Below are 13,966 nucleotides of genomic sequence, written 5' to 3'. Positions count from 1 at the left end.
AAGGGTTGCTTCGTAATGAAGCAACCCTTTTTATATTGTGCGAAATTGAGAATATATTATCTAATGTACCGAGCTTTCCGGATCAAGCTGGAACGAAGGTAAACGCCACTTGAATCGCACGGCCGCCATGCGCAGTAAGTAACCAACCACAAGCGTAACAATCGTCGCGGTTACGTCGTTGATGCCAAGCTCAAGCAAACCTAGGTATAAACCTGAAGCGACAAGTGCGACAGATGCATACAGCTCTTCATGCAGAACCAATGGCGTTTGACGACAGATAAGATCGCGCAGCAAACCACCAAAGACACCGGTGACTAGCGCAGACACCATACAGATCATTGGGTGCAGACCCATGGTCATCGCTACCTTAGTACCAATAATACTGAACACGATAAGCCCTAGTGCATCTAAACGAATGAACAAGCCTTTTAGCTTGATTACCCATTTAGCCAGTCCGGTTGTAATAACACCTGCGATACAGGTGATCGCTAGGTACTGAGGGTTTTCCACCCAACCTAAAGGGTAATGGCCGAGTAAGATATCGCGTACTGTGCCGCCGCCAATAGCCGTTGCACTCGCAACCAACATTACACCAAACCAATCCATTTTTTGTTTGCCAGCACTGAGAGCGCCGGTCATGGCTTCTGCCGTGATGCCAATGATATACAAAACACTTAGTAGCATTGCTGTAGCTCTATAATATAGGTCTATAAATTGGAGTCTTATAGGCCTTAGGGATATAAAAATGAAGCGCGAGTGTAGTAGTAAAAACGCTGATTGACGAATGAATATTTGTACCGTGAATGGGCATTTCAGATTAGCTAAACTAATCATTCACCTCAAAGTAGTGTAATCTGGGATCTGCAATCGATTGTCACGGTAAAGTATTGGGGCCGACCTAATGCCATTGCTTGTGATAGGGCTTTACCGAGCGCTTAAAAAAACGCAAAATGCCCCAGTTCTTTTTACTTAAATTTTATTTTATGACGCACCAATACTCAGACATCATCGATATTTTCAATCAAACCTTTTTCGAGAGCTACAATACCAAGCTCGAACTGGGTGCAGACGAGCCTATTTACCTGCCAGCCGACGAACAGATTTCTCATCACCGTATCGTATTTGCTCGCGGCTTTTACGCATCTGCCCTTCACGAAATAGCACACTGGTGTGTCGCTGGGTCTGAACGTCGTTTGTTGGAAGATTTTGGCTATTGGTATGAGCCTGATGGTCGAACTGAGGCGGTTCAAGCTGAGTTTGAAAAAGTAGAAATTCGCCCACAAGCGTATGAATGGATCATTGCGATGAGTGCGGGCTTTCCTTTTAATGTCAGCTGTGACAATCTACACGGCGATTTTGAGCCAGATCGTTTGGCCTTTATGAATAAAGTACACAGTGAAGTCATGGGTATCTTTGAAGCTGGTCTTCCGCCTCGCGTGAAAATGCTCTCTGAAGCATTGCGCAGCTTCTACGATGTAGAACCTTTATGTACTAGCCAATTTATTGTGAAATAAGAGAATATTATGATTATCGAATTTGAAGAAAAACTACTTGAAGTAATTGATGCTCGCATTGAAAACGCATCAGACGATGAACTGTTTGCTGGTGGTTACTTACGTGGTCATATTTCTCTTTCTGTGGCTTCATGTGAAGAAGAAGGCATTGAAGATGTGGCTGAAGTAAAAGCTCGTATTGAACAGAGCCTAGACGACGCTCGCTCTGAACTAACGCCAGCAGACCGCACTATCGTTAATGACCTTTGGGTTGAGCTACAAAACCAAGCTTAATCTCGATGTATTAATACTATCCGCTCAGTCCCTTTCTTTCCATTTTACTGAGCGAACCGGTTTATTTGAGACTCGTTCGAAATTTTTGAATGAGTCTGTTCATTTCTTGTGATGGTTCCATTTTCTTACTACGTTATTCTAATCCCACTTAACGGAATTACAGAAAAGGTCACATCATGAAAGTTATCGCATTTGGCGCAAGCACAAGTTCTACCTCAATCAACAAAACACTAGCAACTTACGCAGCAAACTTGATTGAAGGTGCTGAAGTTAAAGTCCTAGACATCAACGATTACAATGTTCCTATGTTCAGTGAAGACACTGAAAAAGAGATCGGCCAAGCGGAAGGTGCTCAAGCATTCCTACGCGACCTAGCAGAAGCTGATGCGTTTGTTATCTCGTTCGCAGAACACAATGGTCACTACCCAGCAGCGTATAAAAACCTATTTGATTGGGCGACACGCATTGAGCGTTCAGTGTTTGGCGAGAAGCCAGCGGTTTACCTAGCGACTTCACCGGGCCCTGGTGGCGCACAAACGGTACTTGGCGCAGCGACAGGTTCTGCACCTTACTTCGGTGGCAACGTGCAAGCGTCAGTTTCAGTACCAAGCTTCTACGATAACTTTGATTTTGAATCTGGTTCTATCAGCAACGAAGAGATCGCTCTACAGATTAAAGACGCGGTTGCTAAGCTGTAAATACAGCTTCGTTTAGAGCATCAGTTTAGAGCAACACTAATAACAAAAAGCCCGAGCGACACAATGTCGCTCGGGCTTTTTAGCTTTTAACTTATTAGTTTCAGATATTCAGAAATTTCAGATGTTCAGAATAGCTGAACTAGAAACTACGGCTTTGATTTAGAATGCTTGTCAGCAACCCATCCAGCCGTTAATGCCTTACCTTTACGCAGTCTGCGTACCCACATTCGACTTGGGTGAATAGCCTCAAGCACATCAACAGGCAAGGGCAGTGGATCGCCACAGATTTGTGATGCTAACACTTCAGCCAATAATGGGGCAGAGCTCAAGCCACGTGAGCCTAGCCCGATAAAGCAGTATAGGTTAGGGAAGCTTGTTACCGTTTCAACATCCTCAACCGAGTCACGCTGCGGGTTGAAGTTGTGGAGATCTTGGTACTGATCCTTAATGGCTTCAAAGTCACCAACGTTTCCGACAAACGGAAGGTGGTCACGGCTTACGCTTCGGATACCTTGGCGCGCTAAGTTGTCACTGGTGTCGACATCTTTTGTCCATGCTTGGTCTGGTAACGACCCATGTAGGCGCTCGCCATTGTGCTGCTGAACCTCAATATCAAATTCTTGGTCGATATTGGTTTTGTCGTAGTTCGCACCAATACAGTGATGCCCATTGTTTGGGTTCTGTGGCGTCAAATAGCCATCAAAGCACAACACGGTTTTTAGCTGGCTGAGATTTTCCGTGGTCGGAATATGGCTCACTTGACCTTTAACCGGAGTCAGAGGTACTGGCTGAGTTTGTTCAAACTGAGTGAACTTGTGTCCGTTGGCGACAACTACTTGGTCGTGCTTGGTTTGAATCTCACCTTGAGGTGTCTCAATCGTCAGTAACCATTGTTGTTCAACTTCGAGCCACTCAAGTTGCGTTACTTGATGTTGATAGTGTGCGCTCACTTGGTAGCTCTCTTCTAACTTGCCAATCAAGCCTTGAGTCAGTTGAAGAGGGCTTAACCAACCACCCAGTGGGAAGTAAACACTTTCTTTATCAACCGGTAAGCCAATCTTTTCGTTCGCTTGTTCGGGTGTTAAGCGCTGAATTAAGTCTGTGTGGAAATTGCCTTCCAACATGCGGTTGAGTTTTTTAGTGGAGCCTTGATCCCACATCAAGATGTTCACGCCACACCAGCTGTGATCAAATTGGATAGACTGAGCCGATTGATTAATAAATTGACGAGCAAACAGTAACCCTGGGCCAAACACGCGAGACACGTTCGAGGTCGCTTCGCTTAATAGCGGATAAATCGCACCTTGGTTGTTACCCGAGGCATTGCCCGCAGCTTGTGGGTGTTCACAATAAAGGGTGATATCTTTACCACGACGGCTTAGCGTTTTGGCTAATGCAGCACTGGCGACACCACCACCAATGATCGCAATGTCTTGTGATTCACTGTGTTTAGAAAGGCCATACCAAGGTTTGATGTTGGTGTGAGCGTGCTTTTCGCCAAGTCGGCCGGCAATCATTTCTCGCTTAGTACCAAAGCCTTTGACTTTTTTCATGTCGAAGCCTGCTTCAATTAAGCCACGACGAACAAAGCCAGCAGCGGTGAAGGTGGCGCAGCTACAATCTTGTTTAGCGAGCTTGGCCATGCCGTTGAACAGGTTTTGATTCCACATCTCTGGGTTCTTGCTCGGCGCAAAACCATCTAAGAACCAAGCATCAACCAAACCTTCACGTGGGGTTGGTACGTTAGGCATGCAATCTTTAATATCGCCAAACCACAAATCAAGCGTGATTGCACCGTCGCCCAGCACAATGCGGTGACATTCAGGTAGAGCGATAGGGTAGTGTTCTTGGAGTTGCGTCGCATACTCGGCTAATTCTGGCCACGATTGGTGTGCTTTGATGAGATCCTCTTTATTTAAAGGATATTTTTCAAAACTGATGAAATGTAACTCTTTGGTCATCGCTTGTGGGTTATCTTTAATAAAAGCATCGAACCATTGCCAGACTGCAAGAAAGTTCAAACCAGTACCAAAGCCGGTTTCAGCGATCACAAAACGGCGTTGTTCATGTTCAAGCCAACGCTCTGGAAGGTGGTTTTGCTTTAAAAAGACGTAGCGAGTTTCTTCTAAACCGTTAACATTGGAGAAGTAAACGTCGTCAAATTGGTCTGAAACTGGCGTGCCAGACTCATTCCATTCCAGTTCTGCATTAGTAATTGAAGTCATAAAATCTATCATTTTGTGATTTGAAGCGATATGTTGGTAGGGATTGTACGAATTTCTAGGAAAGCTGACCACTTTTGTTAGGCTTCTTAGTTATCATCTAGCTGAATTTAGAATTATAGGAATGTCACATGAAACGAGTCGTAATCACCGGTATGGGTATTGTTTCAAGTATCGGTAACAACGTCGAAGAAGTTTTAGCATCACTGAAAGAGGGTAAATCTGGTATTACCGCTTCAGAGCAGTTCAAGGAAAATGGCTTGCGCTCTCAAGTATGGGGTAACCTAAAAATGAACCCTGCTGACCATATCGATCGCAAAAAAATGCGCTTTATGGGTGATGCAGCGGCATTCGCTTATCTTTCAATGGAGCAAGCAATTGCTGATTCTGGTTTAACTGAAGATCAAGTATCTAATGACCGCACGGGTATCGTTGCGGGTTCAGGTGGTGCTTCATCTCTAAACCAAGTAAACGCGGTAGACATCATCCGTGAGAAAGGCGTGAAGCGCGTTGGTCCATACATGGTTCCACGTACAATGGCTTCTACGGTTTCTGCTTGTCTAGCAACTCCTTTCAAAATCCGTGGTGTGAACTACTCTATGAGCTCTGCATGTGCGACATCTGCACACTGTATTGGTCACGCAATGGAGCTTATCCAACTTGGTAAGCAAGACGTTGTATTCGCTGGTGGCGGTGAAGAACTGGATTGGTCTCTGACTATGATGTTCGACGCAATGGGCGCACTTTCTACTAAGTACAACGACACGCCAGAATTGGCTTCTCGTACCTACGATGCAGACCGTGATGGTTTCGTTATCTCTGGTGGCGGCGGCATGCTAGTTATCGAAGAACTTGAGCACGCTGTTGCTCGTGGCGCAAAAATCTACGGTGAAATCGTAGGCTACGGCGCAACGTCAGATGGCTACGACATGGTTGCTCCTTCTGGTGAAGGCGCGGTTCGTTGTATGAAGATGGCAATGCAAAACGTTGATGGCGTTGACTACGTGAACACCCACGGTACTTCAACTCCAGTTGGCGACGTGAAAGAGCTAGGCGCTATCCAAGAAGTATTTGGTGGCAACAGCCCAGCAATTTCTGCAACTAAAGCGATGACAGGTCACGCTCTAGGTGCTGCTGGCGTACACGAAGCAATTTACTCAACGCTAATGCTAGACAACGGCTTTATCGCTCCAAGCATTAACGTTTCTAACCTAGACGAAGCTGCTGCTGGCCTAGACATCGTAACTGAAGCTCGTGATCAAGAGCTAACAACGGTTATGTCTAACAGCTTTGGTTTCGGCGGTACGAACGCAACGCTAGTAATCAAAAAGTACCAAGCTTAACTTAGGCTTGAGTTACAGAGACAAGGTTAATCGTTAAAGGGTTGCGCTAGTGCCGATTCAACACGCACAGGTCACCCAGTAATAATGACCATCAGAACAAAGTTTTTAGACGTGGGTTGGTAAACGTGTTTTCAAACATAGTTTTTAAATCTGGGTTTAGAAATTGAAAGGTTTCCAGAGCTTGACCAGTACTGACCTTGGTTAGTACTGGTTGAACAGACGCAAGACTCTGTCTCCTGGAGAGCGAGATAGGATCCTTTTGTTCTGGATGTTTGCCCGATTGTTTATTCAATCGGGCATTTTTCGTTTTAGCCGTTTGATATTTGGGTATGGAATCTTATGCCTGTTGTTTGTGCAGACTCAGTGATTCAGCCCTTTATTTATAATGTATTCCAATTGCTACTCGACACCGTGTGTGGAATTTTGCACAATCATTTCAATTCACATTTAGGTCGATAGACCCCAACAAAAGTACTCGCCAAATGAAAATCTTAATCGACGAAAATATGCCTTACGCTGAAGCGCTTTTTAGCCAGCTAGGGGAAGTGACAATGAAGTCTGGTCGCACATTAACAGCTGACGACCTAGTTGACGTAGACGCATTGATGATTCGCTCTGTTACCAAGGTAAACGAGTCATTGATCAGCAAAGCCAATAAGCTGAAGTTTGTCGGTACTGCGACGGCTGGTATGGATCATGTTGACCAAGAGTTGATGAAAGAGCGTGGCATCTTCTTTACTGCGGCGCCTGGCTGTAACAAGGTGGGTGTTGCTGAGTACGCGTTCAGTGCGATGATGGTGCTTGCGCAGCAACAAGGCTTCTCTGTTTTTGATAAAACGGTTGGTATTATCGGCTGTGGTCAAGTGGGCAGTTACTTAGCTAAGTGCCTAGAAGGCATTGGTATTAAAGTTCTGCTGAACGACCCTCTAAAACAGCAAGAGGGTGATACTCGCGAATTTACTGAGCTAGAGACTCTGCTTGAGCAATCAGACGTTATTACATTGCATACACCGATCACTAAGACGGGGGAGTTTCCAACGCATCACTTGATCAATGAGCAAGTGCTGAACAACTTACGTGCTGACCAAATCCTGATTAATGCAGCTCGAGGTCCTGTGGTTGATAACCAAGCGCTAAAAGCTCGCCTGCAAAAAGCCGATGGTTTTACTGCAGTGCTTGATGTGTTTGAGTTTGAACCTGAAGTCGACTTTGAGCTTCTTCCACTTCTTGCTTTTGCAACGCCTCACGTAGCGGGCTACGGTTTAGAGGGTAAAGCGCGTGGTACCACGATGATCTTCAACAGTTATTGTGAGTTTTTAGGTACTGAACAGCGTGCGTATGCAAGTGACTTATTGCCGACAGCGCCTGTACCTCAAATGAAATTAGATAGAGCTTGGGATGAAGCAACACTGCACAATTTGACTCAGTTGATCTATGATGTGCGCAAAGACGACGCCTTATTCCGTCGCAATATCGCTACGCCGGGTTCTTTTGACAAGATGCGTAAAGAATATTGGGACCGCAGAGAGTACAGTGCAGTCGAGTTAACGGGCGACGAATCTTGTAATTTAACGCCGTTATCTAAACTCGGTTTTATGGTAAAGCCAACTTTATAAAAGAGAGAAACAATGAGCCAAGAATTTAATATTGCTATTTTAGGTGCGACTGGTGCGGTTGGTGAAACCATTCTTGAAGTACTTAAAGAGCGTAAATTCCCTGTCGGTGAAATGCACTTACTAGCAAGTGAACGTAGTGAAGGCAAAACTTCCCGTTTTAACGGCAAAACAATACAAGTACAAAACGTAGAAGACTTCGATTGGTCTCAAGTACATATTGCGTTTTTCTCTGCAGGTAGCGAGCTTTCAGAGCGTTGGGCTCCAATTGCGGCTGATGAAGGTGTTGTTGTTATCGATAACACATCACGTTTCCGTTATGAATACGATGTTCCTCTGGTTGTGCCTGAAGTGAACCCTGAAGCAATTGCTGAGTTCCGTAACCGCAACATCATCGCGAACCCTAACTGCTCGACTATCCAAATGGTAGTAGCGCTAAAACCAATTCACGATGAAGTAGGCCTTGAGCGTATTAACGTTTCAACTTACCAATCTGTGTCTGGTGCGGGTAAGCCAGGTATCGATGAGCTAGCGGGTCAAACGGCTAAGCTTCTTAACGGTATGCCAGCTGAAAACTCAGCGTTCTCACAGCAGATCGCTTTCAACTGTATTCCTCAAATCGATGAATTTACAGAGAACGGCTACACGCGTGAAGAGATGAAGATGGTTTGGGAAACTCAAAAAATCTTTGCTGACTCTTCAATCACAGTGAACCCGACTTGTGTTCGTGTACCAGTATTTTACGGTCACGCAGAATCTCTACACATTGAAACTCGCGCACCAATCGCTGCAGAGCAAGTGGTACAGCTTCTAGAGAACACAGAAGGTGTTGAAGTATTCCAAGCGCTAGACTTCCCAACTCAAGTTCGTGATGCAGGTGGTAAAGACCACGTAATGGTTGGTCGTATTCGTAACGACATCAGCCATCACAGCGGCGTGAACATGTGGGTTGTCGCTGATAACGTTCGTAAAGGCGCAGCAACCAACGCAGTTCAAATCGCTGAAGTTTTGATTCGCGATTACTTCTAAGCTTTATTGCTTTGATAAACAAGCCTCACTCTTTAGTGGGGCTTTTTTAATCGATTAAAAATATTGTTAGTCAAATTGTGTGAAATTGCTGCGAATATTGTTGCTGCAACACATTTTTTGTTTTCATCTCTATAGTTTTACGTCATTTATCCGATATATTTAATAGATCATCACTTTTCCGAATTTAAGCACCTAGCTGAGCCTTTTATGTATCAAATTTTCAAGCCGTGGTTAATGCCTTTTGCCTTTATCATTGCGACTCAGATTTCCGTTGTTCGTGCAGATTCCATTCGAGTTGTAGGGCCTAATGGCCAGATACAATCAGCGCCTACGTTTTCAGAACCTCTTCAAAGAGCGCAATCGAATAGCGCTGAGCCTTCTCGTTTCTATGGTCCAACTCGTGGCTCAGAAACATTGTGGTCTATTGCCTCAAAGTTACGCCCTGATAACTCCGTCTCAGTCCAACAAACCCTGTTGGCTATTTATCGCTTAAACCCACAAGCGTTTGAAAACCAGAATATCCATAGCCTGCTGCCTGCCAGTAATTTACGAGTGCCTTCTTTAGAGCAAGCACGTGCAAGCTCGACGCAGCAAGCTATCAACATCATGAACTCACATCTTGCTAAGCTTGATGCTCCTGCAAGTAAGCCTGTCGCTTCAAAACCCAAAGCGCCGAGTTCTGATGCAAAAAATGTTGCTCCTGTTAAGCAAGTAAGCACTAATGAAACCGCTAAAAAGCCATTGTCTACAACTCAATCTTCTCTAGCTCAATCTGCACCAACCCAAGAGATGAACAAGTTAGAGAAGCAGCTAGAGCTTTCAGAAACTGAACTGCTGTCACTTGAAGAGAAAAACCACCAACTTCGTTTGATGTTATCGAATGTTCAATCGGAAGTGGATGAGCTAAAAACTGAGCTCAGCGATGAAGATCGCATTCGTAGCGAAGTGGAAAAACTGCTTGATGAAGAGCGCAGAAAGAACGCTGAAATTGAAAAAATGGCACCAAGTGCCATGGACGAACTGTTATCGAATGGTTGGTTAGTAGCGGCTCTGGCGATTATTCCAGGTCTGCTCATTGGTTTGATCGTTGTGATGCTGTTAGGCCGTCGTTCTAAAAATGATGAGCAACAGCAGACGACTCAAGAACAACCGCTCCAGCCAGAACCAAGTACCGTTGCACCTATTACATTGGGCGACGAGATGGACGACCTTAACGAGCTGTCTTTAGACGATGACTTGTTTGGTACGGAAGATGACGCCAACAAGCTGTTTGACGATCAAGCGCTAGCCGAAGAGGATGATGTCTTTGCCGGCTTAGATGAATCTGATCTCGATTTTAATCTAGATGGTGAAGACGATGACCCGTTTGCCAGCATTGGAGAAAACGGTGATTTAGACACCAACTTCGACGATCTAGATTTAGACAGCAGCAACGGCATTAATGTCAATGGCGAAGAGAAGGCGCTTGGTCTTGAAGAGATGGAACGTGCGCTAGACAAAACTGCGGAAAGCGCCGTCGATACTGATGATGTCGACTTCGACCTTTCTGATGATAACGCAATGTCTGCTGATGATATTGAAGCTCTACTATCTCAAGAGTCTGAAACTGAAGATCTCGGTTCCAACGAGCTAGACCAATCTTTATTAGATGACCTGTTTGCTCTTGATGACGAAGATGATGACAGCTTCGATATTGATGCTCTGATTTCGGAAGAGCAAAGTGATTCGTCTTCTAACACTGAAACACCAGCAAGTGATGATTTTGACATCGATGCGCTTATCTCAGAGCAACAAAGCGAGACTAAGCCTGCTGATTTGAGCAATGACGACTTTGATATTGATGCTCTAATCTCTGAACAACAGTCCCCTGAGCCAGCGTCACCGACAGCGAATGATGATATTGATGACATCTTTGCCCAGGTTGCTGCTCAGAACGATCAAGCGAATGACCCTTTCAACCTCGATAGCGACGATGAGATTGCCACTAACCTAAACAGTGGTTTGGCGTCTGACGATGATATCGAAAACATTCTGTCTCAGTTCGATAAGCCAATCGTAGACGAAGAAACTCAAGACAGCGTTGATCTGCTTGATGAGCAACTGGCAGGCGATGACGTAGACCTAAGTAACTCGACAGACCTTCTTGATGAGATGCTAGGGGACGATTCGGATGATGAGTCTGAAAGTGAGCCTCTAGGCTTTGATTCCTTATCTGAACTTGAAGAGCTTTCTGGTTTATCGACCGATGATGACCTCAACATCGCAGAAGACAGCACGGAAACCTTGGATGAATTAATAGGTGACTCTGACGACGATGATTTCGAACTCGACGCCGAAAGTACCGACTTACTGGATGATTTCCTTGATAGTGAATTGTCAGATGATGAGCTTTCAGCGGATGCATCAAAATCAGAATCTCTAGACCCATTTGATGACTTACTGACAAGTGGCATTGAAGACGAGCTTGAATCTGAAGATAAGACGTTTGATAAAGAGTTGGACGCAGCCTTTGGTTTTGACAACGTTAACAATGAGCCTGAAAAGGACTCAGGCGTTGAGCTTACTCCGTTAACCTCGGAAAGATCCGAAGTTGAGCCTGAGCAGCCTTCGGACATTAGTGAAACACTACAACCTGAAGTCGTTAGTGATGAATCGTTAGATTCTGAACTGATTCAAGACAGCGCTGACGTTAAGCCAGAAAATGATGAAGCCTTTAATCGTGATGGTTTTATCGATGATTTGTTCGGTGTCGCACCAGCAACGGATGCTTTGCTTGATGACTCGCTAGAAACAACAGATGAAGCGTTGATTGATGAGTTAATGACTTCTGATGACAATGATTTGTTGCCAGCAATAGAAGAGCCTGTTGAACCATCAATTGACAATACGGTTGAACCAGAGCAAGCGCCTCTTTCAAATAGCAACGAGGTATCAGCGGAAGAAACCGAATCATCGGTTGAAGATGATGAATTGGATATCGACTCGCTGTTATCTGAGAATTCTGATTTTGACAAACCAGATTTTGAAGAGCGAGTTCAAGAAGAAACCGCACAACAAGAACCAGAGCCGAAAGAAGCCGACGTCCAAGAACAGCGTGAAGACATTGCTGCTAGCTTCGAAGATCAAGCTTTGCCATCCTCTTTAAATGATATCTCTGAAGATGATGAAGAGACGGTTGAAGACTGGTTAGCTGAAGCCATCGACGATGTAGAGTCGCCAGCGAACGTTACCTCTGATTTTGACTTTGAACCGAAAATCCAAGGTAGCGATCAGCTTGAAGATATCGTTGAATCCTTGCCAGAGCCAGAGCCAGAGCCAGAGCCAGAGCCAGAGCCAGAGCCAGTTCGTGCTGCAAACATGCCAGAGATCATTCCGAATGAATTCGGCGTACCACAAGACGATGATTGGCTGATTGAAGATGAGGCGTCTGAACCTGAAGCATTAGCGGAAACTGACGTAACACCAGAGCTAGTGCCACCTGTCGTTGAACCTCAGTTAGATACTGAACCGCAAGTTGAAGCTACACCACAAGCGGAAGTAGCAGAACAAGCTGAAGTTCTAGGACAAGAAGACGAAGAAGAATTCTCGTTTGATGACTTTGAATTGCCAGAGTTTGGCGAAGAAGACGCACTAGCGGAAGCTGATGCTGAATTAACACCAGAATCAGTATTGCCTGCTGTTGAGCCTCAAGCTGAAGCTAAAGAGCAAGACGACGAAGAGTTTTCGTTTGATGATTTCGAGTTGCCAGAGTTTAGTGAAGAAGACGCACTAGCGGAAGCTGATGCTGAATCAACACCAGAATCAGTAACGCCTGCTATTGATGCTCAACCAAGTGTTGAACCTCAAATTGAAGCCCAAGTTACAGCTCAGGGGCAAGGCGACGAAGAATTTTCGTTTGATGATTTCGAGTTACCAGAGTTTAGTGAAGAAGACGCACTAGCGGAAGCTGATGCTGAATCAACACCAGAGCCAGCAACGCCTGCTATTGACTCTCAACCAAGTGCTGAATCGCAACCAACCACTGAGCCTCAACTAGATGCCGCACCACAGGCTGAAACTGCGCAACCAGAAAGCGAAGAAGAGTTCTCATTCGATGACTTCGAACTTCCAGAGTTTGGTGAAGACGATGCGTTAGCGGAAGTGGTGAGTGAGCCTGATGAAGCGCAGTTAGAGCAAGACTTAGCGCCTGACACAGAGAAGTTCGAGTTCGATGACCTTGATCTTCCGGAGTACGATGAAGAAAGCGCAAAAGCAGACTCTGTTTTAGATGATATTGAGCAAAGCAATGCTGAGCCGGTGGCGGAAGACCAAGGCGTAGAGTTTGATGAGTTTGATTTACCGGAATACGGTGAAGATGAAGCGATCTCCGATGCGTTTGCAGAGAAACCGACACCATTGACTTCTTTCAGCCCACAAGGCGAAGAGCAAGATGCGTTGCATGATCTGTTCTCAAACCCGCAGAGCTACAGTCAAGCCGATGATTTCTCGAATGCTGAAGACTCTGAACCGGCTGGTTTTACACAGCCAGAACAATCACTGAGCGCGGCTTCAGAACCAAACTCAACGCCTACAGCGCTTCAAGACGAACCACTTGAAGGCTTTGATGACTTTGATGAGACAGCACTAGCTGAGTTGCTTTCTGAAGATGTTCAAGACTCTGTCGACAACATGTTCGATAAGCCATTGGACGCAACTTCGATTGATAGCGCAGGGCTAGATATTGACGCCATGCTTGAAGTTGGCGGCGAAGACTGGAAAGGCTTTAACCTAGCGCCAGAACAACAATCGAGCATGCATAATGATGTGCCTGATGACCAACAAGAGATTTGGGCATCGGCTGAGCAGCAAGCTGAACCGAAAATCAAAGAAGAGAATTGGGCTCAACAAGACAACCTAACCGAATCAGGCAACAGTCGTGATAAGCAGTACATGACGATTGATGAACTGATGGCTCAAGTCGAGCAAGAAGGTGAAGAAGTCATTAATCCAGACGATGAAGAGCTTAAACTGGATGTTGGTTTAAACGAATTCCCTGATGTTATCGGTGATATTGGCAATTATGATGTCGACAGCAATGCAGAAGCTGCGGGTAAGCTTGATTTGGCCAAAATCTACATCGAGATGAGTGACTCGCAAGGGGCAATTAAGCTTCTAGAAGAGGCGATCGTTGATGGCAGCGATGATATTCGTCGAGAGGCAAAAAATCTTATCGATACGTTAAACGGTCGATAAATTTACAAATCAGAAAGGGTAGCGTTGGTTACCCTTTATTTT

9 protein-coding genes and 1 pseudogene are annotated in these 13,966 nt (G+C 45.2%); 7 read left to right on the top strand and 3 right to left on the bottom strand.

Going from position 1 to position 13,966, the window contains the following annotated elements; all coding sequences use genetic code 11:
- Positions 1–60 precede the first annotated feature (60 nt).
- Positions 61–684: a trimeric intracellular cation channel family protein gene (locus AB4484_RS19145; RefSeq protein ID WP_004734183.1), complete on the bottom strand. Its 624-nt coding sequence runs from the start codon at positions 682–684 to the stop codon at positions 61–63.
- A 299-nt stretch (positions 685–983) separates the two neighbouring features.
- Here AB4484_RS19145 and AB4484_RS19140 point away from each other — a divergent pair, with 299 nt between their 5' ends.
- From AB4484_RS19140 to AB4484_RS19130, 3 genes are all read left to right on the top strand, one after another.
- Positions 984–1,514: an elongation factor P hydroxylase gene (locus tag AB4484_RS19140; RefSeq protein WP_372079824.1), complete on the top strand. Its 531-nt coding sequence runs from the start codon at positions 984–986 to the stop codon at positions 1,512–1,514.
- 9 nt (positions 1,515–1,523) lie between these two features.
- Positions 1,524–1,787 (top strand): YfcL family protein, encoded by a 264-nt coding sequence (locus AB4484_RS19135; protein ID WP_017063425.1) that lies wholly within the window; start codon positions 1,524–1,526, stop codon positions 1,785–1,787.
- A 176-nt stretch (positions 1,788–1,963) separates the two neighbouring features.
- The gene (locus AB4484_RS19130) at positions 1,964–2,485 is read left to right on the top strand and encodes an NADPH-dependent FMN reductase (protein ID WP_017070306.1); all 522 of its coding nucleotides are present in this window, start codon (positions 1,964–1,966) and stop codon (positions 2,483–2,485) included.
- 146 nt (positions 2,486–2,631) lie between these two features.
- Here the strand turns inward: AB4484_RS19130 and mnmC are convergent, their stop codons facing one another.
- Positions 2,632–4,710, bottom strand: coding sequence for a bifunctional tRNA (5-methylaminomethyl-2-thiouridine)(34)-methyltransferase MnmD/FAD-dependent 5-carboxymethylaminomethyl-2-thiouridine(34) oxidoreductase MnmC (gene mnmC, locus AB4484_RS19125; RefSeq protein ID WP_372079822.1), 2,079 nt, complete (start codon positions 4,708–4,710; stop codon positions 2,632–2,634).
- Positions 4,711–4,838: 128 nt separating this feature from the next.
- Here mnmC and fabB point away from each other — a divergent pair, with 128 nt between their 5' ends.
- Entirely contained in the window at positions 4,839–6,050 is a 1,212-nt protein-coding gene (fabB, locus tag AB4484_RS19120; protein WP_017062353.1) for a beta-ketoacyl-ACP synthase I, read from the top strand.
- Between the two features lie 91 nt (positions 6,051–6,141).
- Here fabB and AB4484_RS19115 read toward each other — a convergent pair.
- A pseudogene (locus tag AB4484_RS19115) lies at positions 6,142–6,446 on the bottom strand (hypothetical protein).
- 86 nt (positions 6,447–6,532) lie between these two features.
- On the opposite strand from AB4484_RS19115, the gene AB4484_RS19110 reads away from it, so the two are divergent.
- From AB4484_RS19110 to AB4484_RS19100, 3 genes are all read left to right on the top strand, one after another.
- Positions 6,533–7,666: a 4-phosphoerythronate dehydrogenase gene (locus AB4484_RS19110; protein WP_048611503.1), complete on the top strand. Its 1,134-nt coding sequence runs from the start codon at positions 6,533–6,535 to the stop codon at positions 7,664–7,666.
- A 12-nt stretch (positions 7,667–7,678) separates the two neighbouring features.
- The gene (locus tag AB4484_RS19105; RefSeq protein WP_048615089.1) at positions 7,679–8,692 is read left to right on the top strand and encodes an aspartate-semialdehyde dehydrogenase; all 1,014 of its coding nucleotides are present in this window, start codon (positions 7,679–7,681) and stop codon (positions 8,690–8,692) included.
- 207 nt (positions 8,693–8,899) lie between these two features.
- Positions 8,900–13,924: a FimV/HubP family polar landmark protein gene (locus tag AB4484_RS19100; protein WP_372079820.1), complete on the top strand. Its 5,025-nt coding sequence runs from the start codon at positions 8,900–8,902 to the stop codon at positions 13,922–13,924.
- Positions 13,925–13,966: the final 42 nt, after the last annotated feature.

It is taken from the genome of Vibrio sp. 10N.261.46.A3 (genome assembly GCF_041472995.1).
In the GTDB taxonomy this organism is placed as follows: domain Bacteria; phylum Pseudomonadota; class Gammaproteobacteria; order Enterobacterales; family Vibrionaceae; genus Vibrio; species Vibrio coralliirubri.
Note: the sequence above shows the minus strand (reverse complement) of the source record. Positions and strands in the feature narration are given on the sequence as shown.